The sequence below is a fragment of the Vibrio sp. GLN_1 genome (assembly GCF_043106015.1).
In the GTDB taxonomy this organism is placed as follows: Bacteria; Pseudomonadota; Gammaproteobacteria; order Enterobacterales; family Vibrionaceae; genus Vibrio; species Vibrio parahaemolyticus.
Map to the genome: position 1 here is coordinate 188,477 of NZ_JBICMD010000014.1, position 25,787 is coordinate 214,263.

The window sequence follows — 25,787 nt, forward strand, 5'->3', positions numbered from 1 at the left end:
TCTCTTAAATCGCCAGTTTGTCACGTAGGTTGTAGTAAGCCGCGCCCATTGCCGTAAACGGAATTTGGAAGTGGCGGCCACCCGGGAAGGAGTAATGTTTCAGAGCCGCAAACGCGTCAAAACGTTCTGCGTGTCCAGTCAAGGTTTCAGCCAACAACTTACCTGCTAGGTGAGTACACGTTACGCCGTGACCGCTGTAGCCTTGTAGGTAGTAAATGTTGTCTGCAAACGAGCCAAATTGCGGCATGCGTGAGTAAGTCAGTAAGAAGTTACCCGTCCAGGTGTAATCAATCTTGATGCCTTTCAATTGTGGGAAGACTTTCTCCATCTTCGGACGGATCAGTGCTTCGATGTTTTCTGGGTCACGTGCGCCGTAAACCACGCCACCTCCAAATAACAAACGCTTGTCGGCAGTTAAGCGGAAGTAGTCCAGCAAGTAGTTACAGTCTTCAACGCAGTAGTCACTGGTCAGCACTTGTTTTAACTGCTCATCACTCAAAGGCTGAGTCGCCACCACTTGTGTGCCGCACGGGATCGCTTTGTTGCTGATGTTTGGTGCCAAACCACCAAGGTAGGCGTTACCTGCCAGTACCACGTACTTGCTCTTCACGCTGCCTTGCGCAGTTTTAACTACTGGGTTCATCCCTTTATCAATCGACACGACCGCCGACTGCTCAAAGATTTGACCACCTAGAGAAATGAACGCAGCGGCTTCACCTAATGCCAGTTTAAGCGGGTGAATATGACCACCGCGCATATCCAGCAAACCGCCAGTGTACACTTTCGTACCTACCGCTTGTTCTACCTCTCCTGCGTCAAGCAGAGTCAGTTGGTCGTTGCCGTAACGCTCCCAGTTCTTTTTATGTTCTTCTAGCCCTTTGAGTTGTTTACTATTCAGTGCCGTGAACAAGCCGCCTTGCTTGTAATCGCAGTTGATGTCGTATTTGTCTATCAGGCCACGGATGATATCGCCGCCTTCAAAAATCATATCGCACAGAGCTTTGGCTTGGTTTTGGTCGTAACGGCTTTCAATCACGTCAACATCTCGGCTGTAGCTGTTAACGATTTGGCCACCGTTACGACCAGTTGCTCCAAAGCCCACTTTTGCGCTCTCTAACACAACAACTTTAAAACCCTTTTCGGCTAGGTGCAGCGCAGAAGAAAGACCAGAGAATCCCGCACCGACTACACACACATCGCACTCGATGTTGTCTTGCAATTGTGGGTATTCCGGCATGTTTGGCACAGAGTGCGCGTAGAACGAATCCGTATGCTTGTTCATAGAACTATTCCTTTATTTATCGTAATCGTCAGCAGGCTTAAGGATGGAGGCGAATCCAAGTGGTTTTGGTTTCGGTGAATTTTTCAATCGCGTGGAGAGACTTGTCTCGACCATTTCCGCTCATTTTGAATCCGCCAAATGGGACCGTCATGTCACCTTCGTTGTAGTTGTTGACCCAAACCGAGCCGGCTTGCAGTCGTTTTGCTACGCGATGAACACGGTTGATATTGCTACTCCAAAGTGCAGCACCTAAGCCGTACTTCGAATCGTTAGCGATCTCAATTGCTTGCGCTTCATCTTTGAATGGAATGACACACAGCACCGGACCAAAAATTTCCTCTTGGGCGACACGCATCTTGTTGTCGACGTTGTCTAAAATGGTTGGGGAAACAAATGCACCCAGCCCATCAACATCGCCGCCACAACGTACGTTTGCACCTTCTGATTCACCTAACGAGATGTATTCCAACACTTTTGATTTATGATCTTGGTCGATAAGCGCGCCCATGGATGAACTTGGGTCCATTGGGTCTTTTGGAGTGAACGCTTTCGACGCTTGAATAACTTTTTCTATGAACTGATCTTTGATGCTTTCGTGAACAAGCAGACGGGTTGCCGCGACGCACACCTCACCTTGGTTGTAGAAACACCCAGCGGCGGTTTCTGCTGCTGCGCGGTCTAAATCATCACAATCTTCAAACACGATGTTCGCGTTCTTGCCGCCCGCTTCTGCAAACACGCGCTTTAGATTGCTCTCACCCGAGCTGACCATCAGTTGACCTGCAATGCGCGTTGAGCCAGTGAAGGCGATGCAGTCTACATCTTGGTGTTTCGCCAGCGCGTCGCCAGCTTCATGACCAAAACCCGTCACGACTTGGAAAACGCCTGTTGGCAAGCCCGCTTGAGATGCAAGCTGGCCTAAGAATATCGCGGTCAGTGATGACTTCTCTGAAGGTTTTAAGATCACGCTGTTACCAGCTGCTAAAGCAGGGCCAAGCTTCCAACACGCGAGCCAAAGTGGGAAGTTCCACGGCACAACCGCGGCAACCACGCCAATTGGCTGATGAGAAATAAAAGCGTGTACGTCTTTTTCTGTTGGGGCAACTTCACCGTACACTTTGTCGATCGATTCGGCGTACCAGCGTAAAGAGTTTGCTGCGCCAGGAATATCGGTAGAGAAGCTGTGAGAGATAGGTTTACCAGTATCGAGAGTTTCTAATAGTGCTAACTCTTCTTGGTGTTGATCAATCAGGTCAGCAAACTGTTTAAGCACTGCTTTACGATGAGCTGGGCTGCTTTCACTCCAGATACCAGATTGAAATGCTTGGCGAGCGTATGATACCGCGAGGTCGACATCTTCACTTTGGCAACGGGCGATTTCGGTGAATATCTCGCCTGTTGCTGGGTTAACTACCGGGATGGTTTGCCCTGTTAAAGCGGCACTGTATTCACCGTTAATGTACGCCCTGTTTTCGATGTTTAGATTGTTTTTTAGCTCAATCCATTGCTCTTGGGTTTTCATACGCTCTCCTTGTGATCACACAAGGCAAGCCCCCACTAAAATGTGGTTGGCGTATGCGCACTTATCAATCGACAAGCCTTGTCTGTGTGATTCGTAAATCGATGTGGCTTCGTCGTATCAATAATGTACGACTCGCCGGCTGTGAGGACGTAGGAGTGGCCTTTGTACTCTAGAGTGATTTCTCCCTCTAAAATCGTGCCGACCTCTTCGCCTTCGTGTCTGATTTCCGCCGCACCTGTTGTTCCATGTGGTGCGTATTCTTCGATCAAGAATCCAATAACTTGATCTTTGTCGCCATTCGTCACTAGTTTCATGGATACCGTCTCGCTCCCAATTTCCACGAGATCTGACGGTTTGAAGACCACTTTCACTTCATCATTCGAAGATTGTTCAAAAATGAAAAACTCCGACAGTGATAAAGAAAATACATTGACGATTTTTTGTAGTGAGCTGACCGACGGGCTCACTTTGCCATTTTCAATGGACGAGATTGCACTGTGGGTAATACCAGCGCGTTCGGCTAATTCCCTTTGTGACAATCCATGTTTTTTACGTAACTGAACAATATTTTTACCAATCTCATGATTGTCCATTCATGCAGCTCCAAACGTTTAACGAGAGGCTGCCATCATAAATTCATTGAATAAAATTTGAGAGAAATGATTGTTTTTTGCTTTCCATTCTGGGTGCCACTGCACGCCAACGAAAAATTTTTGTTGCGGAAGACTAAATGCTTCTACTAGGCCATCCGGGGCTTTAGCTTCAACTTGCAGTTCAGGAGCAAGCTGATCGACGCCTTGATTGTGCAGCGTGTTCACTTCAAAAAAGGTGGTATTTTCCCAGTGATTTTGTACCAACCATTGTTCAAACAAACTCTGCTTTTGCACTAATACCGCATGAGCGGGCGCGTATTTTTGTTCGAAATCTTCAACAGTCGCTTCGCGATGATCATTAAAGCCTGAGTCGTGAACGACTGGGTTTAATGAGCCGCCTAGTGCAACATTCATCTCTTGGAAACCGCGACAGATACCAAGGCACGGAATGTTTTGGTCTACCGCGTGACGAATTAACGTCAGTGATAGTTCATCACGCGCTTCATCTTTATGGCTTTCTTCATGTGTTGCATTGTATCGATGCGGAGCAACATTCGAATGACTACCAGGAAATAGGAAGCCATCACACATGTCTAATATGGTGGCTACGTCATCTCCCGACATTTCTGGAGCTAACATAATCGGTAGCCCTCCAAAATCCTTAACGGCGCGTAAGTAAAAGTCGTTGACCGCTTGTATCTGATAGCCACCTAACTCTTTAGTGCAGCTAACCACACCAATGATGGGTTTGCGTGTTCCTGACATGATATTTCCGTGTTCGATTTATTTAACATTTACCCTACAAACCATGTACAAAATTATCAACACGGATATTCGTTATTATCGTCACAACGTGATCTAACGCACTATTTAGGCCACTAAATTGAATATTTATGCTCATTATATTGAACAAAACAAAACCAACTGTTACAAAATAGTTAACAGAAAGACATAAAAACCAGCCGTTAAACACCAAAAGCACAGTATAAGTGCATGTTTAAATTAAAAATAACCTGAAAAACAAACAATTTAATTAAAACGCTGTAATTTATTTGTTAATTTGGTTATTTCTAATTTCTACTCGTCAGGCTATTTGGAGAAGAAAATGGAATCGTATCTACAGGAAGTACAAAATTTTAAACAAAAATGGCCCGATATAGAGTTTATCGACCTTATCTTTACCGATATCAATGCCACTCCAAGAGGAAAGCGCATCCCGATAGACGCACTAGAGAAGCTTGATAAAGGGGTAGCACTCCCCCTCTCGACCATCACCCTCGATACTAAAGGTAACGTCGTCGAAACTGCAGGCTTGGGCGAAGATCTCGGAGAGCCAGATCACCTCTGTTACCCAATCAGCGGTACCTTGATGCCAACGGCAAAGGAACAAGTTGGCCAACTACTGCTTAGTATGATGGATGAAACCGGGCAACACCCTAACCCACTGTTCATCCGCAACATTCTCGCGTCTATGTTGCAAACGCTGCATGCCAAAGATCAGTACCCATGTGTCGCGCTAGAGCTAGAATTCTATTTAATCGACAAAACTCGCGGGGAAAATGGCGAACCATTAACGGCAATTAATCCAACGAAGAAAACACGAGAAAAAGACACCGAGGTTTACGACCTTGATGGATTAGATGACTACGCGGATTTCTTGACCGATCTTAATCGAATCGCATTAGAACAAGGGTTGAATACGTCCGGTGCTCTTTCTGAGTCTGCACCGGGACAGTTCGAAATCAACTTCAACCATTCCAAAGATGCACTGCGAGCGTGTGATGAAATCATCATTGCAAAACGTTTGATTCGCCAAGTGGCTCACCAGCACGGTTTTGATGCCACATTTATGGCGAAACCTTTTAGTGAACAAGCGGGTAATGGCATGCACATTCACCTCAGCTTGGTTGATAAAGATGGTAACAACCACTTTAGTCAAACCGATGGTCAAGCTAGCCCCTTCTTCTATCAAACCATGGCAGCCATGTTGTCACAAACCTCCGATGCCATGGGTTTGATTTGTCCGAACGTTAACTCCTTCCGCCGCTTTTTACCGGGTGCATATGTGCCAACAAAAGCTGACTGGGGAGAAAACCACCGAGGCGTGGCGCTGCGTGTGCCGATTAGCGACAGTAAAAACCGTCGTATTGAGCATCGTATCGCTGGCGCTGACGTTAACCCTTACATTCTCGCTGCAGTAGTACTTTCCGCAGTATTAGCGAGTGATAACTACACCAAAGACCAATGTCCGCCAACCTTAAGTGACGATGCTGTTGAACTGCCGCTGCGTATGTCAGAAGCGCTAGAGCGACTGGAGCACAGCGAGTTAGCTCAATACATCTCACAAGACTTTATTGACTTGTATCTAGCTTGCAAGCGGAGTGAACTCGCAGAATTTGAGCGAGCGATTACTCCATTGGAAATCGACTGGATGTTGCACTCGGCATAAACAAAGGAAATGCACTTTATGACAACGCAAACCAAGGCGCTGGATGCGCCGCTTAAAATCAATACTCAACATATTATTGTTTCTTTAATCTCAGTTGCGACGTTTATCTTTTTTACCACTATCGGATTAAATCATGAGGAAGGCGAAGCCTACGGATGGATGAGTCTTCTGCCAACCGCGTTGGTTTTGGTCTTTGCCCTCACGACACACCGAACTGTGGAAGCCCTTTTTAGTGGCGCAATTGCTGGGGTACTTTTGCTCAATCCAACCGAAGCGGTCGAGCAAATTGTCGATATTTCGATGAGTGTGATGATGGATGAAACCATCGCATGGATCATCCTCGTATGTGGTTTGATGGGCGGTCTAATTGCCGTGTTGGAGAAAGGCGGCAGTATTTTGAGCTTCTCCGATATGCTTGTCACCAAGGTCAAAAGCCGCAAGCAATCGATGTTGATGACATTTGCTCTGGGTATACTGATCTTTATTGATGACTACTTAAACGCAATTGCAATTTCATCATCGATGAAAAAAGTCACTGACGGCTACAAGATCTCTCGTGAAAAGCTCTCTTATCTAGTGGATTCAACCGCAGCGCCTATCTGTATTCTGGTGCCAATTTCAACTTGGGCTATCTTCTTTAGCTCACTGCTAGAAGCAAACGGCGTCGCTGAAGCAGGCCAAGGTATTCAGACGTACATGCAAGCAATTCCTTACATGGCTTACGGCTGGGTAACTTTGGTGATTGTTCTGCTGGTTGCGATGGAAAAAATCCCTGACCTCGGCGCAATGAAAAAAGCAGAAGAGCGTGCGAAGAATGGTCAAGTTCGTCCAGACGGCGCAACCGATGTGGACTTTGGTTCTGAAGTTTCTGCGCACACCAATCCGACAATGGGTTTGATCAACTTCCTTTTACCGATGATCGTCCTCGTTGCTGCCAGCTGGTACTTTGGTATCGACCTACTGGCGGGGGTTTTCGTCGCACTGATCTTCACCATTAGCTTCTACGGCGCACAAAAACTGATTTCGATGAACGATATGTTCGAAGCTGTTTATGATGGCATTAAAGTCATGCTACTGCCGCTTGCAACCGTAATTGGCGGCTTCATGCTGAAATCCGTCAATGACTCGCTAGGTGTCACGCAATACGTGATTGAGACCGTAAGCCCTTACTTATCGGCGTCTTACTTCCCTGCGATTATCTTTATGATTACTGGTGCGTTGGTCTTTGCTACGGCATCTTCTTGGGGAACATTCGCGGTAGCGATGCCAATCGTTCTGCCTTTGGGTGAACAGCTTGGCGTGCCACTACACTTAACCGTTGCGGCTCTACTTTCGGCATCAGCGGCCGGTAGCCACTCTTGTTTCTTTAGTGACTCTACCGTGTTGTCTGCACAAGGCTCTGGTTGTACGTCCATGCAACACGCGACGACACAGTTCCCTTATGCACTGATTGGTATTGTTGCAACCGCGATTTTCTTCTTCATCATCGGTTAAGATTAGCCCTAAAAGCAAAGCCCTGCTCACCAATGAGCAGGGCTTTTTAGTTTGGCGAAACATCCGAAGCGGAAACAGGCAGAATCTCAACTAAACCTGCACTGCTTTAATATGCTTGATGATACTGGCGTAAAGTAAGGCATACCAAACGATGAATGGCAGAACATCGACGGACGAGCTCACCACAATGCCATCCTCAGGCATCACCGTCATGTAGTAGGCAAGCAAAAATACAGATATCGGAATCAATAACGTACAAAACCGCACTGACACAACAAAGCTAATACTAAAGTAACGCCCAAGGAAATCCGTACCATGTTCGGAACCATTGGCCTTATACGCCCAGTACGTACCAAACAAGACAATCAGAATATAAGACACAGATTCGACAGCATCCCATACATTTTGTGGTTCGAGTGGCGAGATGGAAATAAGCTCAATACCAATAGTCACAAACGCTATGCTTAAAAACATATACAAGAACTTATCTTTTTCCGACAGTTTGTTGGCTCGAATATCGTTCTTCAGACTTTGTACATCCCAAAAATACATAGCGACTCCTTTAAGTATTGCTCGTCTTGAACTGAACACGCCGAGTGATACTTGCGCAATTAATTCATAGTAACTCGAAATATAAATTAAAAATCAAATAAATAGTAAAATCGACTAAAAATACTCTCGCACAAATGGGATGGTTTGTCTCTAAGAAATCTCTCGTTATCAGTACCGTCTTGAATTCAACAAGACCAATGTACCAAACCGATTTTTACAATGTAATTGGCAGTCAAAATCACTAACTTTCTAATTTATCTTTGAAGGCATAAGCAATACATTGCATCATAAGAAGCCGTTTACCGCTATTGCACTAACTTACCGACCAAGGAGGGTCTGAAATGAAATTAGCACAGTTAAATATTGCGCTTGCCAAATATCCTCTGGATGCACCTGAAATTAAAGAATTTGTAGACAATTTAGACTTAGTTAATGGTATTGCTGAAGAAAGTGAAGGCTTTGTTTGGCGTTTAAAAGACGACTCCGGTGATGCCACCAGCATTAAATTGTTTGAAGACCCAAACATGATTGTAAACATGTCTGTCTGGGAAAGTACTGACGCACTCAAAAACTTTATGTTCCGTACTGACCATAGAGATTTCATGCGCCGAAAAAGCGAATGGTTTCATCGATTAACAGAAGATAGCTATGTTCTATGGTGGGTTGAAGATGGCCATATACCAACACCACAAGAAGCTTTATTCCGCCTTCAACATTTGCGCGATAACGGAGATACGCCCTTTGCTTTCACATTTAAAACTAACTTTACAGAAGCAGATCTTGCGTGAGCTATGCGCTGGTTAAATCGCTAAATTGTATAAAAGCACCGATATGACATGCCTCACCCCATCATTGGAGTTGTGCACTTCAAGGGAAATTGTAACTGACTCTAAAGGACAAAGAGTGATAGATCATTTTGAAATTAAGGTAGCGGCATTCGAAGAATGTCGTGCATTTTACATGAATGCGCTCGAACCATTGGGCATTGAACTCAAATGGTCAGATGAAAATGCTGCTGGTTTCGGGCTTTCGAGCGAGCCAAATGTAAGATTTCTCATTGAAAAAGGTGTCAGTAATTCAACATGCCACATCGCTTTTTCTGCATTAGACAAACGACAAGTTACAGCATTTCACGAAGCGGGTTTGTCTGCTGGAGGCAAATGTAACGGGAAACCTGGTTTACGAAGTCACTACGCTCCAAATTACTACGCAGCGTTTTTGATTGATCCCGAGGGTAATAATGTGGAATCCGTGGTGTACCTTTAGTACGTATGCAACAAAGCGTTTAAGAGTAACTTCCCAAGCTTGGGATTTTTACCAAATGATTCTAGTAATTGAAGAGGCATGTAGTAGCAATAGTATTGCTTACCCCCTCTCCCCTCAGCAAGGCGTTATACGTCAATAGTAAATGAAGAAGTAGACCTTTCGATGTTAACCACAAAAATTGAAACAGAACGATTAATACTACGAGCTTTAGTCGCAGAAGATGCGGGAGACTTGTTTAGTATATTCTCAGACAATGAAGTCATGAAATATTGGAATACTGAACCTTGGGTGTCTGTTGATGAGGCTAAAACATTTATAACTAATAGTGCTCGAGCTATGGATAGCAATACAGAAGTGATTCTAGGTATCTACTTAAAAAGCACAGGGCAACTTCTAGGTAAGATAATTCTATTTAGCTTTGCCAAAGAGTCTAGACGTGCAGAAATCGGTTTTGGCGTCAGCCGTGATTTCTGGGGAAAAGGTATTGTTCTTGAGGCTGGTTCAGCACTAATTGAGCACGCATTTCATACTCTAAAATTGCGCCGCATCGAAGCTGAAATCGATCCAGACAACATCGCTTCAGGTAAGACTTTGGAGAGATTAGGGTTTGTAAAAGAAGGTTATCTGAGACAACGATGGGAAGTTAATGGCGTTGTGTCGGATTCCGCAATCTATGGCTTACTAGCTAAGCCTTTGAAAATCTCATAATAGTGTATTCAATATGGAGGAAAACAAATGGATTTAAATTCACTAGTGTTGTTTGTCATCGCTTGCCTAGCCATCAATATGATACCCGGACCAGATGTAATCTACATTGTTTCAAACACAATGAAAGGTAAACTGGCCAGTGGAATGAAGGCAGCGATTGGGCTCGGCATTGGTTACTTTATTCATACATTAGCAGCGTGTTTGGGTTTATCCGCAATAATTCTCAGCTCTGCGGTAGCTTTTACAGCAGTAAAATGGCTAGGAGCAGCCTACTTGGTCTATTTAGGTGTCCAAGCGCTACTTTCCATGTGGCGTGGTAAGAGCAAACTCGTGGTCAGCGAAAGCATTGGAAGCAACAAAAACGTATTTGTACAAGGTGTCATTGTTAGTGTTTTGAATCCGAAAGTAGCGCTATTCTTCCTTTCTTTCCTACCTCAATTTATCGACACTTCGACAGGCTCCGCATCAACACAACTATTAGTCCTTGGCTTGCTATTCAGTGCATTAGCGACAATGTGTAACGTCTTGTATGCTTCAGTCGGGAGTTGGGTATTTAGTCGTTCAAATTCTCAACGCTATTCGCGTGCGCTAGAAGGTGTATCGGGCGTTTTGCTTATTGGACTAGCAGGTAAAGTCGCTATCAGTGATCGCTAACTTCGGCTGTGTGATTTTGGATGCGAAAATCAAATTTGGTCATAACTGCTCAAGTTGGAATTTATACCGCAGCACATATGCTAAACCTGCAGGAAAGGAATTGCGGTTTAGAATTTGCGAAGCCAATAACCATTGCTGACAACTGTTGGATAGGCGGCCAGGCAGCAACGGTAAGTTAAAAGGATTTATATGCTAAATATTCGTCAAGCTTGTATAGAAGATATAACGACTCTGAAGAGGCTGCAGTTTCAACTTAATGAATACCATCAAGCTAATCTTCCAGATGACTTCCTAACACCGGAAGAAATTGAACAGAAAATCGATTTACACAAAATTATCGAAAGTGATAGCTCAATTTTTCTCGTTGCTGAAAGCGAAGGGAAGGTAATTGGTTTTGTTTTTGGTGAGCTATGGGTTCGTAAGTCTTGGACGTTAAAACAGCGAAAAATCGCAAGCGTTGAACAGATTGTAGTGGACTCATGCTATAGGAATCAAGGGGTTGGATTAGCGCTAATAAAGGCGTTCGAGGCAAAAGCCATTTCTGACGGCGGAGAAGAATTGTGGTTAGAGGTATATTCCTTTAATAAATCCGCTTTGGGTTTGTACCGTAAAGCCGGTATAGAGCCAAAAATTCAAATTGGTCAAAAAGCACTAACCTGAAAATTAGATACATTTTCAGACCAAAAATAAAGGGAGTTTTATGTTTAGAGTTGTCTATGAATGGCATGTGTCGGTTGAGAAAATGGATGAGTTTCAAAATGTCTGGCGCTCGGCGACAGAATCAATTCATCATTCAGTTGAAGGTGCGCTCGGTAGCGTTATGTTGCGCTCCTATGATACACCTGAAAAAGTTCTGACCATTGCTAAGTGGAACACACGTGAAGACTGGGAGTTATTTAGGGGAAATCGTAACCCAGAAAAGATGCAACAGATGCGTAAAATTGCAAAACGTGTTTCGGTTGAAGCATTCGACGAAATAGAAGACAGAACTAAATAACGATTGCGGCGCATAACACAACATTCAAGATGGATTCCTAACACTTTGCATTTTAGTTCCAAAGTTGAGCTTCGTATTTATGGCACAATTTGTCGGTAGCGTTACTCACATCCTAATGCGGCGTTAAATAAACCAAACTGAGATTAGCGTCGATTTTATTAATATTTGATGCTCGACAGTAGCAGACCTAATCTAAATACTGCTTCAAACGGAACATTTGGAGCATAAGTATCGTGAGGGTTGTTTTAGTCGCATTGACGCTGAACCATTTTATTTACTTATATTTTGAGAATTTTATCGAAGGTGTAATGAATAATGCGAGCACAGCAGGTCAAGCTCCTGGGTATGGAATAGTTTATGCGCTGCTGATATTTCCTTTTCAATTATTTTTTGAATTGGTTTTGTTTGCAGCTTTGTTCTATCAAGTGTTCATCGTCCGTCAATGGCATGCGAGTATGTGGTACTGGTCTCCTTTTTTGCTTACATTATTTTTGATTTTAGACATTGGTTACTGACTTTAGGTCATTCACATAAGTCAACAAATCTCATCGATGAAAAGGGTGTAAATCCTCGCCAACGCATGGCACATGCCAGTGATAGAACCACTGATAGTCTCGACGTAGAATGGCATGAAGTACCAGCCATAAGCGTCGCAATATAGCCCATTTCAAGCGCTGTACAAACTACTGTATTTTACCACCCTTTTACCACCCTCTCGAACTTTACTCAGTACTAACGCAGAGTAATAACAAGGGGAGAAAAAGGACAAAAGAAGGAATTTTACTTAAATATCAATAAATTACAGATATAAAAAAGCCCACCATAAAGGTGGGCTTTTTCTAAAATTTGGTGGGTCCGGGCGAACTCGAATCGCCGACCCCTACCATGTCAAGGTAGTACTCTAACCAACTGAGCTACGGACCCAAATTTTTCATTCCTGATCATTCAATTCAGAATGGTGCGTCCGAGTGGACTCGAACCACCGACCCCCGCCATGTCAAGGCGATACTCTAACCAGCTGAGCTACGGACGCATATCTCTGGAACGAGAAGGATATTAGCTATATCCGATCAGGGGTGCAAGCATAAATTCATCAACTTTGAATCGTTTGGTGAAAATGTAAACTCAACACCCGTTTTCAGATGATTTTATCGGCAAGCCCTTCGTCTATCGGGGATAAAAGTGTGATCTATATAACTTTTACGACTTTGTTCAATTGTCGTAAGGCACTTCACTTAACATCCAAATTTGTAATGTCTGGGAAATATCAGGGCAAAAACCAAAAAGAATTTGATATTTAGGCTCAAATGGCTCACCAATGTAGGTAGTGCGGATCAGTTTACCCGTTTTGACATCAACTTGAGTACTTACTCTGCCTTTAAAGTTTTGGAAAATCACAAACTGCTCGCTGTGATAAACCATCTGTTCACGATAAAACAAAAAGTGGTCTTGTGGCGTTTCTGTCAGTTTGCACTCCAGCGGCTTTAAGCTCTGCATTCCTTGCACATGTGGAGCTAGCAGCAACAGTGCAAATATCCATCCATATCGCATACGACTTCCCTATTCCGCTTTCTTTCTCAAAGTATAGGTCTTGGCGTATTGGGCGATACAAAAAAGGCTTTGATCTACACAAATCAAAGCCTTTAGGTTTATCGTTTTATTGGTTGTATTAGTCGTCAGACTCAAACACCACATTGTAGTTTTCAGTATAAGTACAATTAGGTTGACGACTGCAGGTGAAAAATCGTCGTCCTTTAAATTCACCTTGGCTGGCAGTTTTGATGATCATCGGACTGCCGCATTTCTTACAAAAACGCACTTCTTTCTCAGGCTCGATCAAATCAATATGCGCCGCCAACAAACGACGTAAACGCCCCACTTGATAACTGTGTTTTACAGAAGTCCCGATCAGAGGCAAGTTGGCAGATTTACATACGTGCATCAGCAACTTCTGACGCTCCACCTTACCTTTATTCAATTGCTGCCCGTTATCAAACTCGATAATCACGCGCGGTTCTAACGTTCTTGGGTCACAAATTACGTAGTCGAAATAACTGCGCGAGATGCGATTATTGGCCACGAAAAACTGCTTTTTATTCTTGATGTCTTTCGGAGCAACCAAAGTAGACATGTTCACCTTGGCAAACACGACAGCATGCTCTCCAACTGCAGCTCTTAGCGCATTGAAAAAAGCACCTTCTTGCCCTCTTAGTAACGGACCTTTCGCACGATATGGATAGTCACGCGTGTCGTCGTGCTTAATCACGTACTTTTGAATAATAAAGAAGAATACAACCAGAAGAACAACAATGATAAAGATGTTGGTCATAGATAAAGTGCGCCCAAAACAACTAGTTGCTCAAAGCGTAAATGGAAATGCTATACAGAGCAACAAAACCTATCAATTTTGAGGTGCGATGACATAAGCAATGAAGAAAAGTTCGCGGAGGATAAACAAAAACAAGCCAATCTTTCTAGGGATTGGCTCTTGTACGTTGTGCCTGATTAACAATCATTAAGCGTTAGCATCTGGTTGATTGTCTGGCATGGCATCAATGAAAGTTGGCAGTTGGTTGCAAGCATCTACAATTGCGTTGATAACCGGATAAGGCGACATATCAACTCCAAAACGTTGCGCGTTGTAGACTTGAGGCACAAGGCAAATATCAACGATGCATGGCGAGTCAGTCACACTGTATTTACAGTTTCCATGCTCTTCTCGATATTTGGCCAGTTTCTCTTCTAACGCAGCAAAGCCTTGTTTGATCCAGTGATGAATCCACTCCTCTTTCTGCGCTTGTTCACAACCTAGTGTTCCTTCCAGATACTGCAAGACACGCAGATTGTTTAAAGGATGAATTTCCATGGCGATGTCCTGCGCCATCGCCAACGCTTGATAACGTAATGGCGTTTGTTCAGGAATGACCGATACATCTGGGTAGTTTTCTTCAAGATATTGAATGATCGCGAGTGACTGGTTTAAGCGTAAGTCGCCATCCACCAGCACAGGTACCAGCTCTGAGGCGTTAAGATCGTGGTATTGCTCATTGTGCTGTTCACCGCCATTGCGAACTAAGTGAACAGACACTGAATCATACGCCAGTTGCTTTAAATTCAAGCATATACGCACTCGATATGCCGCCGAAGATCGCCAATATCCGTAAAGAATGATGTCATCGCCCATGGCTTGTCCCTATTTTGCTGTTTAATGTTTCAAGTATTGACTAACTTGCTGATCAATAGCACCAAAAATAGTATTACCTTCAACATCAAACATCTCAAGTTTGATCGAATCACCAAACGACATAAAGTTTGTCGTTGGCTTGCCATCACGAATGGTTTCGATCATGCGGACTTCCGCGATACATGAATAACCAACGCCACCTTCCTCAATCGAAGTGCCATGGTCAGTGCCTTGCTTGTTGGACACCGTGCCAGAACCGATGATTGCGCCAGCCGATAGTGGGCGCGTTTTTGTGGCATGAACGATTAAGTCTGCAAAGTCAAAAGTCATATCAACGCCAGCGTTAGGGCGACCAAACGGCTTGTGGTTGTAGGTGGAAACCAATGGTAAATGAACTTTGTTTTCATACCATGCATCGCCCAATTCATCAGGGGTAACCGCTACAGGAGAAAACGCCGAAGACGGTTTAGATTGGAAGAAACCAAACCCTTTTGCGAGCTCCGCAGGAATCAAACCACGCAGCGAGACGTCGTTCACCAACATAATGAGACGAATAGACTCTTGCGCCTCAGCAATACTTGCGCCCATCGGAACATCGCCAGTTACAACGGCAACTTCGCCTTCAAAATCGATACCCCATTCGTCGCTGGCAAACTCAATATTGTCGCAAGGGCCAATAAACGCATCTGAACCACCTTGATACATCAGAGGATCAGTCCAAAAACTCTCTGGCATTTCTGCGCCGCGCGCTTTACGAACCAACTCGACATGGTTGACATAAGCACTGCCATCCGCCCACTGATAAGCGCGAGGTAACGGAGACTCACAGTAATGCGCCTCAAACTCTTCAAACCCTGCGACCGTGCCGTTGTTCAGCGCGGTGTAAATTTCTTCCAACTGTGGTGCAACAGCTTCCCAATTATCAAGTGCGACTTGCATAGTCGGTGCTAGATTTCTCGGGTGGAAAACTTCTGTTGCGGGCACGCAGCGCGTTAAGTCTTTGCTCACGACCATCAACAGGCCGTCACGAGTCCCATTTTTCTTGGTTGCTAATTTCATCCTTGCCCCTTACTTCTCTTGCCAGCTATAGACGTATTCTTTGTTTTCTACTTTATCCAGTTCATCCGAGAACTGGAGTGCATGACGGGTATCGATCATGACTGCGACCTCATCCGTAAACTTCTTCTTATATTCTCGACCCGCTTTAAACGCTTTTGGATGCGGACCATGAGTAAAGCCTGCCGGATGAAACGTCACCATACCCGCTTCAATGTTATCGCGACTAAAGAAGTCACCTGCGTGGTAGAACAACACTTCGTCATAGTCATCATTGTTATGGTAGAACGGTACTTTAAGTGCTCCCGGGTCGCTCTCAATTGGACGAGGAACAAACGTACACACTACAAATCCCGCTCCTACAAATGTAGTATGCGCCGACGGTGGTAAGTGGTAGCGATGTGACATAAGGGGACGTATATCACGCCAATTCACTTTCACTACTGCTAAGTCGCCATGCCAACCAATCGCGTCTAAAGGATTGAACGGATAGGTAATCACGCTGACTTTATCATGGCGTTTTACCTGAACCTCGGTGCGGTTTTCAGAATATTGCGCACGAAACTCATCATTGATAGACGGAACTTCCAACACCGCTGGGTCAAATACCGCGTGATTCCCTACCATGCCCTTTTCAGGTAAGGAGTACGCTGCATCGGTGTTTTCAATCATGAGAATGAACATTGACTCACTCGGCTCTAAACGCCAACTCGTTGAGCGCGGGATCATGACGTAATCCCCTTCGCTCACTTTCAGATGACCATAGTCACAGTAAAGATCTGCCGTACCTTGGTGGATGAACAGCAGCTCGTCGCCATCTGCATTTCTTACCAAGAAATCCATCTTTTCATCCATGCGCCATACACGTATTTTACAGTTAGCGTTGTGCAGTAGGTGCGATACTGACCAAGGAGAGATTTGACTGGCTTTATCCACTAAGGTGAAGTCAAAAGCGCGTGGGCGTAAGTCACCTTCCCACTCACACCAACCGGTTGGCGCATGTTGATGATGAAAATGTGCCGCAGGGCCGAAGAATCCACTTCGGCCAGCTTCACGTTCATAAATTGCCTCATCCGGGAAATCCGCATGTGCTTGTTTAGAGCACACTCCTTCCCGATGCGGAAATGTGATCCATTTATGCATCGCTTAGTACTCCTCGGCGAATTTGATCTTCTTCAATCGATTCAAATAACGCTTTGAAGTTACCTTCACCAAAGCCTTCATTGCCTTTGCGCTGAATGATTTCAAAGAACACAGGGCCAATAACAGTCTGAGTAAAAATTTGCAGCAAGATTCCGTCTTTCATTGGCGCGCCATCAATCAAGATCTGCAAATCACGAAGTTTGCTGACATCCTCAGTATGGCCTTCAACGCGCTCATCGACTTTCTCGTAGTAGGTGTCTGGCGTTGGCATAAAGTCCATACCGCGGTCACGTAACGTTTGCACCGTTTGATAGATGTCATCCGTTGTCAGTGCGATATGCTGAATGCCTTCCCCGTTGTATTCGCGGATAAACTCTTCAATCTGCGATTTGTCATCCGAGGATTCATTGATTGGAATGCGGATTTTGCCACACGGCGCCGTCATTGCGCGGCTGACAAGGCCGGTCAGTTTACCTTCGATATCGAAGTATCGAATTTCTCGGAAGTTCCCGATGCGCTCATAAAAACCAGACCATACATCCATATTACCTTGCTTAACGTTGTGCGTGAGATGGTCTATCTCATACAAGCCAACGTCTGATTTAGCTAAGCGATCGTCTGCATCGTCATAAAAACGGAAATCGACGTCGTAGATGCTCTGCTTGCCATAACGATCAACGAAATAAAGCAAGCTTTCACCAATACCGTAAATGGCAGGGATACTCAGTTCCATCGGACCAATTTCAGTTTTGTATTCTGTGCCGCCGTTTTGAATAGCATGTTCAAGCGCAACCGTCGCGTCTTTCACACGAAACGCCATACCACATACAGATGGGCCGTGAACTTTAGCAAATTCCTCCGCCTGGCTATGAGGCTGGGCGTTCACGATAAAGCTGATGTCACCTTGTCGATACAACCATGCTTCTTTCGAACGATGTTTGGCTATTTCAGCAAAGCCTAGCGATGTAAATAACGCTTTTAGTTGTTCAATGCCTTTGCTGTCAGCAGCTGTGTATTCAACAAACTCAAATCCGTCTGTACCTAATGGGTTGTATGTGTCCACCATGACTTTCTCCTTGCGTCACTAATTTGTTTACAGCCTCACTGAGCTGTTTGAACTGATTTTTCTAACTTGGCGCAGGTAGAGAGAAATTGGAATACATCGGCCGAAATCTCTATTTCGATGGGTCTTACGGAGAAATGTAAAATTAATGTTACACCACAAAGCCATCAATGTGCCCGGTTAAAAAGAAACCAAAATTAAATTGAATTTCAATCAATTAGGTTGATATTTTTCGATTTACGCCACACTGCCAAATGTAAACAACTTGTTACCATGGCGATTTTTATTGGCACCTAGCGACTTTAGATAAGTCTTTGGTTTCATTTAAAGAGAGGTTGGAAAGAGTGAAACAAGCGAGAGTTTCAAGACAACAAAGCGCACGTAAAAAGCGGCCAAGTTCTTATTGAACTTGGCCTATCCAGTTGGCAGTGCGAGGATATGAGTAAACAGAGACGTCATTAATCCACAAATGTGATTTTGCTTCAAATACACCCTACTTATTTACAGTGCACCTTGCAGCAATTATTGACTGCTTTCATCAGTTACATATTTGCTTCGAGCCATAGTGCATTACTGTCTCCGTTCTCAATTACCAAATTGTCACTTGCTAAACCACTTTCGTGATTGCGTCGTCACTTCTGGCATTATCCTCGGTCAGAATCGTGTCAGGCAGTGATTTTCTTTGATTCAACGCAGCTTCACCTACATAAAGCTGTGCAATAAGAGAGGTTCTGTTCCCTTTAGAGTCCGTGCCATTGATTTCGAATTCACATCGTTTCTCGGTATCGCCCTCGACCCCAAAAGAAAGAGACACCCAAATGACACAAATTAATCAAGAACGTCTAGTTGAACATTTCTGCCAACTGGTTCGCATCGACAGCGAATCTATGAATGAAAAACAAATTGCAGAAACGCTGGCTGAGCAACTGGGCGAGTTAGGTTTTACTGTTCACAAACTTCCTGTACCAGAACACATTTCTAATGGCTTCAACGTGTACGCACGTTTAGAAGGGAAAAAAGAAGGCTCAATCCTAATGAGCTGTCACATGGATACGGTAACGCCGGGCATTGGTATCGAGCCGATCATCGAAGACGGTATCATCCGCTCGAAAGGCAACACCATTCTTGGCGGTGACGATAAATCTGGCATCGCTGCCATCATGGAAGCAGTGCGCTGCATCCAAGCTGAAAACCTAGAACACAAAACGCTCGAATTGGCGTTCACCGTACATGAAGAAGGTGGCCTGTTCGGTTCTGAATACTTCGATATGTCTCACGTAACCTCAACAGAAGCGATCGTACTGGACACAGGTGGCCCAATTGGAACTATCGTAACGGCTGCTCCGGGCCAACAAAAGATCGTCGCAACCATCAAAGGCCGCCCTGCACATGCAGGTCTTGCGCCGGAAGAAGGCATCAGCGCGATCATGGTTGCGGCAGACGCAATCAACCAAATGAAACTGCTTCGCATCGACGAAGAAACCACAGCGAACATCGGCATGGTCAACGGTGGTCAGGCAACCAACATTGTGATGCCAGAGCTTAAAATCGTTGCTGAAGCTCGCTCTCTAAATGGAGAGAAACTAGAAGCCCAAGTCAACCACATGATTTCAACATTTGAGTCGGTATGTGAAAAACATGGCGCAGAAGTCGAAATCGAATCTAGCCGCGCGTACGACGCCTTTGTTATCGAAGAAGACAACGCGCACGTAACCGCAATCAAAGCGGCGTTTGCAGATATGGGTATCGAAGCGTTCACGAAAGGCACTGGCGGCGGCAGCGATGCGAACAACTTCAACAAGAAAGGTCTGACAACCGTGAATCTATCTACGGGTATGGCTAAAGTACACACCACGGAAGAGTTCATCGCCGTTGACGATATGGTAAAAATCTCTGAGTTCGTTAAGCATTTTTTGGTGAAGTAGCCTCGCTCAGATATTTAGATTAACTTCCGACTTTCATCCCCTTCTCGCCCTGCGCGAAGGGGATTTTTATTTTTGCCCTCCATAAACATTCTTCCCTTAATGCCAACTTGGTAATCAACCGCGATAAAAATTCTACTAGCTCACTTTTTGAGACCGAACAGCCCGGCTTTTAGCACCTTGTTACAACCATGTTAAAACTCGATTGTACAGACAATTTATACAATATACATTTTGAGCACCTTTCAGGATGAATAGAGTGAGACAAGGATGAAATTACCTAAACTACTTTTGCTAGCATCGATAATGAGTCCGATACTGGCTACACCGAGCTACGCAGTGCCGTATCCGGCTGGTGTGACGCTTGCAGAGACGCAAGAAATTACGCTCAACAACGGGGCGGAAGTCACCTCTATCGATCCTGCAAAACAAGCCGCGGAGCCTGCGTTCAACCTTGGTCGAGACTTGTTTGAAGGCTTAACCATTCAGGACAAACAAGGCAAAACGATTCCTGGGATTGCAGAATCTTGGACGGTGAATGACAACAATACCGTTTACACCTTCCACTTGCGCGATGCGAAATGGTCAAACGGCGACACAGTGACCGCTCAAGATTTTGTCTACAGTTGGCAACGATTGCTCGACCCTAACACGGCATCACCTTACGCTTGGTTTGCCGCCATACCGAATATCCTAAACTCGCAAGCCATTATGAAAGGCGAAGCAAAACCTGCTTCATTGGGCGTGAAAGCGTTGGATGAAAAAACCTTCCAAGTCACTTTGGAGCAGCCAATTCCGTTCTTCATAAAACTCCTGAGCCACCCCGTTCTTGCTCCGGTTCATCGAACAACGGTAGAGGAACACGGCAGTAACTGGACACAACCTGAGAACATCGTAACCAACGGCGCGTTTACCGTTTCGGAGTGGAAGGTAAACGAGAAGATGGTAATGAAGAAAAACCCGCACTATTGGGATGCAAACAACGTCGTCTTAGATAAAATCACTTGGCTGCCGATCGGTGATGCGAATGTCGTGCTAAATCGCTACCTAGCAGGCGAAATTGATCAGGTCATGTCGATTCCTGCCGCACAAAAAAGGAAACTAATAAGCAAACTGCCTCAAGATGTGGCTGATACAAGTGCTTCGCTAGGTTCGACTTTTTACTACCTAAATACGCAAGAAGGGCCGACCAAAGATCGTCGAGTTCGCCAAGCCCTCTCCTATGCCATTGATCGCAATCTACTGACTGATTCGATTTTAAGAAATGGTGGCATTCCGATGTTCACGCTAGTACCACCGCAAACCGATGGGTTTCAATCGCACACACCGGAATATTCAAAGTGGGACCAAATCCAACGAATTGACGAAGCAAAGCGTTTGTTAGCAGAGGCAGGCTACAACCAAAGTAACCCACTTAAGTTGACGTTTACCGTCCCAACTTTCTCGATGGATGTAAAAATGGCGACAGCCATGGCGGGCATGTGGAAGAGCCGTTTAGGCGCACAAGTCACTATCAAGCAGTTGGAACCTAAAGTCTTCTATGCCTTGAAAGAACCCACAGAAATTACGCGCGGCGGTTGGACTGCCGACTACAACGAGGCCTCGACTTGGTTAGATATCTTCGTCTCAAATGGTGAGTACAACGATTCACGTTACCACAACCCGAAATACGATGAGTTGATGTCGCAATCTAAGACCATGAGCGACCCATCTGAGCTATATCTACAAGCAGAAAGCATGTTGATTGATGATATGGCGATCATTCCAGTTTACCGTCCCGGCAACGATCAATACCTGATCAAGCCTTATGTCGGTGGCTACGAGCGCACTAACCCCGAGTCCTCGTACTACCGCAAGAATGTCTATGTGAAAGTCCACTAAAGGCATGTTTCGGCCTGTGTCGATAAGGTAACTAGCACTGACATTGCCAATACATGGCATACCTTCTCGAACCTCTCTTTCCTCGGTAATGAGCACAGGCCAATTTTTTTCACCTTTTATTCGACGCGGCAGGATGTGGCGTCGTTTTACCAAAGGATGATGGATCATGATTTGGTACATTCTGAGACGGCTAGCCATCGCCGTTCCAACCTTACTGCTTATTGCACTGGTTTCTTTCTGGTTGATGCACATCGCACCGGGTGGCCCGTTTGATATGGAACGCCCAATGCCGGAAATCGTACGCGCCAACATCGAAGCAAAATTCCACCTTGATGAACCGTTTCTGGTTCAGTTTTGGATTTACATTACAAACTTTGTGCAGGGTGATTTAGGCCCAAGCTTTGTTTACCAAGACTTCTCTGTCACTCAGTTGGTTGCGCAATCTTGGCCCGTATCGGCAATGCTTGGGGTGCTCTCTTTTAGCATCTCAGTCCCACTTGGGATGCTGCTCGGCACTATTGCCGCGTTAAAGCGCAATAGCCGTTTGGATTACGGATTAATGACACTCTCGATGACGGGCGTGGTTGTTCCTGCTTTTGTTTTGGCTCCCGTGCTTGTCACCATTTTTGCGATTCAGCTTGGTTGGCTCCCCGCTGGTGGCTGGGAAGGTGGGCAATTAGCTTTTCTTGTTTTGCCGGTATTAAGTCTGGCCATTGGATCAGTCGCTAGCATCGCGCGTGTCATGCGCGGCGCGATGATTGAAACCCTCAATCAGCCTTACATTCGCACCGCAAAAGCGAAGGGATTATCGACCGCCTACATCTTGTTCCACCATGCACTGCGTCCGTCATTGATCCCCGTCGTCGCCATGCTCGGGCCAGCGTTTGTCTCTGTCGTGACGGGCTCTGTCATCATCGACATCTTTTTCGGCACTGGTGGTATGGGCCAGCACTTTGTCTCTGGTGCACTGAATCGCGACTACGGCTTAGTCATGGGCATCACCTTAATTGTCGCCTCACTCACCATCTTCTTTAATCTTGTGGTCGATTTGTTGTACACGGTGATCGACCCACGTATCCGAGTTTAGGAGTCAAACATGTTATCGATTAAGAAACTGGATACTCAATCCTTACAAGACCAAGTCGTAGACAATATCGAAGCGGTGGAAGGTCGTAGTTTGTGGCAAGACGCCTGGGCTCGTTTTCGAAAAAACCGCGCCGCGATGACATCGGTTTATGTGCTCACGCTCATCACTTTGTGCATCACGTTTGGCCCCTCGATTGCGGCCTTTGGACACGATGAGATTGATTGGGACGTACTCGCCGACCCATACGAACTAGGAAAGCCATCACTTAGCAGCGGCCATTACTTTGGTACCGACGATCTCGGCCAAGACCTGTTTGCCCGCACCATGCAAGGCGGTCGCCTTTCGATTTTAGTTGGCTTTGTCGGCGCGTTAGTCGCCGTCGTTATCGGAACGATTTGGGGCAGCATTTCAGGCTACCTAGGCGGCGTTGTAGATAGCGTGATGATGCGCATCATCGAAGTGTTGGATTCAGTACCATTTATGTTCATGGTCATCCTTTTCGTCACCCTCTTTGGCAACAACATCTATCTGATTTTTATCGTAATTGGCATGGTGTCATGGCTGGGAATCGCTCGCGTGGTACGCGGCGTGACCTTCGGAATTAAAAAGCGCGAGTTCATCGAAGCGGCACATTCCATTGGCGTGTCAAAGTTCACCATTGTTCGTCGTCACGTGCTGCCGAACGTATTGGGAATTGTAATGGTCTATTCATCGCTCATGGTGCCCGGCTTCATCATGTTTGAATCCTTCTTGAGCTTTTTAGGCTTAGGTGTTCAACCGCCAGACACCAGTTGGGGAATACTGATTTCCGAAGGTGCAAAAACCATTGACGTTGCCTTGTGGATGCTGCTTTTTCCATCCCTGTTCTTGGTCACAACCCTATTCTGTTTCAACTTCATCGGCGATGGCTTACGCGACGCTCTTGACCCAAAAGATCGATAAGGACAACTCCATGCTATCTATTGAAAACATGAACGTGCGCTTCGATACGCCAGACGGACAAGTCCAAGCGGTCAGTAACCTTTCCTACTCGATTAAAGCAGGAGAAACGCTCGGCATTGTGGGTGAATCAGGCTCTGGTAAAAGCCAATCGGTATTTGCGCTGATGGGGCTCACCGCCGACAACGGTAATGTCTCCGGTGAAGCCTTATTTCATGGCGAGAACTTACTCTCAATGTCCAAGAAACAGCTCAACCGTATTCGCGCAGAGAAAATCGGCATGATCTTCCAAGATCCCATGACCTCTCTGAATCCATTTATGAAGATAGGTAAACAGCTAAGCGAAGTGTTGATGGTGCACAAAGGCATGAGTCGCAAGCAAGCCATTGCGGAATCCATTCAGATGTTGGATGCGGTGCGGATTCCTTCTCCGGAAACACGCATGAACCAATATCCACACGAGCTTTCTGGCGGTATGCGCCAACGTGTGATGATTGCCATGGCGTTGTTATGTAAACCGGAACTGCTTATTGCTGATGAGCCCACAACCGCACTCGATGTGACAGTACAAGCGCAAATCCTGACGTTGTTACGTGAGTTACAAAAAGAGTTTAATACCGCGATATTGCTGATCACGCACGACATGGGCGTTGTCGCCGAAATGTGTGACCGCGTGTTGGTGATGTACGGCGGACAAAAAATGGAACAAGCGGATACGGACACCCTCTTTGCTCAGCCCGCACACCCTTATACCCAAGGCTTACTGAGAGCAATTCCTTCGATCACCGAAGACATGCCTCGTTTGCCAACCATCCCTGGCAACCCACCGAGCGCCTTGATTAACCACCAAGGCTGCCCGTTTAGAGATCGCTGTGATTACCGACTCGCTCGCTGCCACGCCGAAGCGCCGAAGTTTATGCCGCTCAATGGTCGTCAATCCATCGCCTGCCATGTCAAAGCCCAAAGCAGCATTTCACTCATCCACCAGTCGGCTTAAGGAAACGTTATGAATCAGAAAGAAGTGTTATTGTCCGCTCGCGACTTGCAAGTGCATTTTCCTGTTTCGCGACACCTCATTCCGAGCCGAAGAAAGATCGTACAAGCCGTCAACGGCATCGATTTGGATGTTTATCGAGGCGAAACGCTCGGCATTGTTGGCGAATCAGGCTGCGGAAAATCCACCTTAGCGCGTGCTCTGCTGCGCTTAGTTGAACCCACGCACGGTAAGCTCACTTGGAAAGGTGAAGACATGCGTGGCTTCAGCAAAAACAAGTTAGCGCGTCGTCGCCAAGAGTTTCAGATGATATTCCAAGACCCATCGGCGAGCCTCAATCCGAGATTAACGATTTCAGAATGTATCGCAGAGCCGTTACTCACACACCAACCTCAACTCAAACGCGCCGAAGTCGAACAACGCGTCATTGCGATGATGGACAAAGTGGGTCTGTTGGCAAGCCAACGTAACCGATATCCGCATGAGTTTTCTGGCGGTCAGTGCCAACGTGTTGGCATCGCGCGCGCCTTAATCCTCAATCCGGATTTGGTGGTGTGTGATGAACCCGTCAGCGCATTGGATGTCTCGATTCAAGCGCAGGTCATTAATTTGCTCAACGACCTTAAACAAGAAATGGGACTGACACTGGTGATGATCGCTCATGACCTAAGCGTTGTGCGCCATATCAGCGACCGAGTGATGGTGATGTACCTTGGCAAACCAATGGAAGTGGGACGCTACGACCAAGTGTTCGACGATGCTCAGCATCCCTACACAAAAGCATTGCTTTCTGCGGTACCGATTGCCAATCCGCAACTTGCACGCAACCGCGACATCCAATTGTTGCCCGGAGACCTCCCTTCTCCGCTCAACCCACCCAGCGGTTGTGTTTTTAGAACCCGATGCCCAGAAGCTACGGAACTATGTGGGCAGCAAAGCCCAGTCAAAACAGGCACTGAGCAACATCATATTTACTGTTCAAACATGATTTAGGACGTTTT

The 25,787-nt window shown here is 45.7% G+C and carries 25 protein-coding genes, 2 tRNA genes and 1 pseudogene; 15 read left to right on the plus strand and 13 right to left on the minus strand.

Features of this window, described 5'->3' with window-relative positions; all coding sequences use genetic code 11:
• Nucleotides 1–4 precede the first annotated feature (4 nt).
• The 4 genes from ACF8OV_RS05780 to ACF8OV_RS05795 are packed head-to-tail and all read right to left on the minus strand — an operon-like array spanning nt 5 to nt 4,162.
• The gene (locus ACF8OV_RS05780) at nt 5–1,282 is read right to left on the minus strand and encodes an FAD-binding oxidoreductase (protein WP_005464517.1); all 1,278 of its coding nucleotides are present in this window, start codon (nt 1,280–1,282) and stop codon (nt 5–7) included.
• Between the two features lie 37 nt (nt 1,283–1,319).
• A complete protein-coding gene (locus ACF8OV_RS05785; protein WP_317676155.1) occupies nt 1,320–2,804 on the minus strand; it encodes an aldehyde dehydrogenase in 1,485 nt (494 codons plus the stop codon).
• Nucleotides 2,805–2,839: 35 nt separating this feature from the next.
• On the minus strand, nt 2,840–3,397 hold the full coding sequence (gene puuR, locus ACF8OV_RS05790; RefSeq protein ID WP_005464588.1) for an HTH-type transcriptional regulator PuuR: 558 nt from the start codon (nt 3,395–3,397) through the stop codon (nt 2,840–2,842).
• 18 nt (nt 3,398–3,415) lie between these two features.
• Nucleotides 3,416–4,162 carry a gamma-glutamyl-gamma-aminobutyrate hydrolase family protein gene (locus ACF8OV_RS05795; protein WP_203502643.1) on the minus strand — a complete coding sequence of 249 codons (747 nt, stop codon included), beginning with the start codon at nt 4,160–4,162 and terminating at the stop codon, nt 3,416–3,418.
• A gap of 340 nt (nt 4,163–4,502) precedes the next feature.
• On the opposite strand from ACF8OV_RS05795, the gene ACF8OV_RS05800 reads away from it, so the two are divergent.
• On the plus strand, nt 4,503–5,846 hold the full coding sequence (locus tag ACF8OV_RS05800) for a glutamine synthetase family protein (RefSeq protein ID WP_203502645.1): 1,344 nt from the start codon (nt 4,503–4,505) through the stop codon (nt 5,844–5,846).
• Nucleotides 5,847–5,864: 18 nt separating this feature from the next.
• Entirely contained in the window at nt 5,865–7,340 is a 1,476-nt protein-coding gene (locus tag ACF8OV_RS05805; protein ID WP_021449153.1) for a Na+/H+ antiporter NhaC family protein, read from the plus strand.
• Nucleotides 7,341–7,430: 90 nt separating this feature from the next.
• On the opposite strand, the gene ACF8OV_RS05810 is transcribed toward ACF8OV_RS05805, so the two are convergent.
• Complete coding sequence (locus ACF8OV_RS05810) at nt 7,431–7,892, minus strand: hypothetical protein (protein WP_005500350.1); 462 nt, start codon at nt 7,890–7,892, stop codon at nt 7,431–7,433.
• Between the two features lie 341 nt (nt 7,893–8,233).
• Between ACF8OV_RS05810 and ACF8OV_RS05815 the strand changes: the two genes are divergently transcribed.
• The 7 genes and pseudogenes from ACF8OV_RS05815 (at nt 8,234) to ACF8OV_RS05845 (ending at nt 11,517) form a co-directional block, all read left to right on the plus strand.
• A complete protein-coding gene (locus ACF8OV_RS05815; RefSeq protein ID WP_005500348.1) occupies nt 8,234–8,680 on the plus strand; it encodes a DUF3291 domain-containing protein in 447 nt (148 codons plus the stop codon).
• Between the two features lie 115 nt (nt 8,681–8,795).
• Nucleotides 8,796–9,158, plus strand: a complete 363-nt coding sequence (locus ACF8OV_RS05820) for a VOC family protein (RefSeq protein ID WP_025441962.1) — start codon at nt 8,796–8,798, stop codon at nt 9,156–9,158.
• 162 nt (nt 9,159–9,320) lie between these two features.
• Nucleotides 9,321–9,866, plus strand: coding sequence for a GNAT family N-acetyltransferase (locus ACF8OV_RS05825; protein ID WP_020838913.1), 546 nt, complete (start codon nt 9,321–9,323; stop codon nt 9,864–9,866).
• Nucleotides 9,867–9,893: 27 nt separating this feature from the next.
• The gene (locus ACF8OV_RS05830) at nt 9,894–10,520 is read left to right on the plus strand and encodes a LysE family translocator (protein WP_021486436.1); all 627 of its coding nucleotides are present in this window, start codon (nt 9,894–9,896) and stop codon (nt 10,518–10,520) included.
• Nucleotides 10,516–10,684: pseudogene (locus ACF8OV_RS05835) on the plus strand (maltose O-acetyltransferase); the annotation flags it as partial. The gene ACF8OV_RS05830 and the pseudogene ACF8OV_RS05835, both read left to right, overlap by 5 nt.
• 25 nt (nt 10,685–10,709) lie before the next feature.
• Complete coding sequence (locus tag ACF8OV_RS05840) at nt 10,710–11,180, plus strand: GNAT family N-acetyltransferase (RefSeq protein WP_140059945.1); 471 nt, start codon at nt 10,710–10,712, stop codon at nt 11,178–11,180.
• A gap of 40 nt (nt 11,181–11,220) precedes the next feature.
• Nucleotides 11,221–11,517, plus strand: coding sequence for an antibiotic biosynthesis monooxygenase (locus ACF8OV_RS05845; RefSeq protein WP_203502648.1), 297 nt, complete (start codon nt 11,221–11,223; stop codon nt 11,515–11,517).
• A gap of 847 nt (nt 11,518–12,364) precedes the next feature.
• On the opposite strand, the gene ACF8OV_RS05850 is transcribed toward ACF8OV_RS05845, so the two are convergent.
• The 8 genes from ACF8OV_RS05850 to hppD all read right to left on the minus strand — a co-directional run bounded on the left by ACF8OV_RS05850 (nt 12,365) and on the right by hppD (nt 17,966).
• A tRNA-Val gene (locus tag ACF8OV_RS05850) sits at nt 12,365–12,441 on the minus strand.
• 32 nt (nt 12,442–12,473) lie between these two features.
• Nucleotides 12,474–12,550 (minus strand) — tRNA-Val (locus ACF8OV_RS05855).
• A 179-nt stretch (nt 12,551–12,729) separates the two neighbouring features.
• A complete protein-coding gene (locus ACF8OV_RS05860) occupies nt 12,730–13,068 on the minus strand; it encodes a hypothetical protein (RefSeq protein WP_005495432.1) in 339 nt (112 codons plus the stop codon).
• 118 nt (nt 13,069–13,186) lie between these two features.
• Nucleotides 13,187–13,846, minus strand: a complete 660-nt coding sequence (locus ACF8OV_RS05865) for a DUF2726 domain-containing protein (protein WP_025516687.1) — start codon at nt 13,844–13,846, stop codon at nt 13,187–13,189.
• A 186-nt stretch (nt 13,847–14,032) separates the two neighbouring features.
• Nucleotides 14,033–14,701 carry a maleylacetoacetate isomerase gene (maiA, locus tag ACF8OV_RS05870; protein WP_017448594.1) on the minus strand — a complete coding sequence of 223 codons (669 nt, stop codon included), beginning with the start codon at nt 14,699–14,701 and terminating at the stop codon, nt 14,033–14,035.
• Between the two features lie 21 nt (nt 14,702–14,722).
• Nucleotides 14,723–15,760: a fumarylacetoacetate hydrolase family protein gene (locus ACF8OV_RS05875; protein WP_025636594.1), complete on the minus strand. Its 1,038-nt coding sequence runs from the start codon at nt 15,758–15,760 to the stop codon at nt 14,723–14,725.
• Nucleotides 15,761–15,769: 9 nt separating this feature from the next.
• Nucleotides 15,770–16,900 carry a homogentisate 1,2-dioxygenase gene (locus ACF8OV_RS05880; protein WP_203502651.1) on the minus strand — a complete coding sequence of 377 codons (1,131 nt, stop codon included), beginning with the start codon at nt 16,898–16,900 and terminating at the stop codon, nt 15,770–15,772.
• Complete coding sequence (hppD, locus tag ACF8OV_RS05885) at nt 16,893–17,966, minus strand: 4-hydroxyphenylpyruvate dioxygenase (RefSeq protein WP_017448597.1); 1,074 nt, start codon at nt 17,964–17,966, stop codon at nt 16,893–16,895. The genes ACF8OV_RS05880 and hppD overlap by 8 nt, the downstream gene beginning before the upstream one ends.
• A gap of 815 nt (nt 17,967–18,781) precedes the next feature.
• Here hppD and ACF8OV_RS05890 point away from each other — a divergent pair.
• From ACF8OV_RS05890 to ACF8OV_RS05915, 6 genes are all read left to right on the plus strand, one after another.
• Nucleotides 18,782–19,888, plus strand: a complete 1,107-nt coding sequence (locus tag ACF8OV_RS05890) for a M20/M25/M40 family metallo-hydrolase (protein ID WP_025516695.1) — start codon at nt 18,782–18,784, stop codon at nt 19,886–19,888.
• 267 nt (nt 19,889–20,155) lie between these two features.
• The gene (locus ACF8OV_RS05895; protein WP_258496070.1) at nt 20,156–21,766 is read left to right on the plus strand and encodes a peptide ABC transporter substrate-binding protein; all 1,611 of its coding nucleotides are present in this window, start codon (nt 20,156–20,158) and stop codon (nt 21,764–21,766) included.
• 166 nt (nt 21,767–21,932) lie between these two features.
• A complete protein-coding gene (gene oppB / locus ACF8OV_RS05900; protein WP_029999537.1) occupies nt 21,933–22,853 on the plus strand; it encodes an oligopeptide ABC transporter permease OppB in 921 nt (306 codons plus the stop codon).
• A 9-nt stretch (nt 22,854–22,862) separates the two neighbouring features.
• Nucleotides 22,863–23,795, plus strand: a complete 933-nt coding sequence (locus tag ACF8OV_RS05905; protein WP_020903869.1) for an ABC transporter permease subunit — start codon at nt 22,863–22,865, stop codon at nt 23,793–23,795.
• Nucleotides 23,796–23,805: 10 nt separating this feature from the next.
• On the plus strand, nt 23,806–24,789 hold the full coding sequence (locus tag ACF8OV_RS05910; protein WP_071651997.1) for an ABC transporter ATP-binding protein: 984 nt from the start codon (nt 23,806–23,808) through the stop codon (nt 24,787–24,789).
• 9 nt (nt 24,790–24,798) lie between these two features.
• Nucleotides 24,799–25,779, plus strand: coding sequence for an ABC transporter ATP-binding protein (locus tag ACF8OV_RS05915; protein WP_203502685.1), 981 nt, complete (start codon nt 24,799–24,801; stop codon nt 25,777–25,779).
• Nucleotides 25,780–25,787 lie beyond the last annotated feature (8 nt).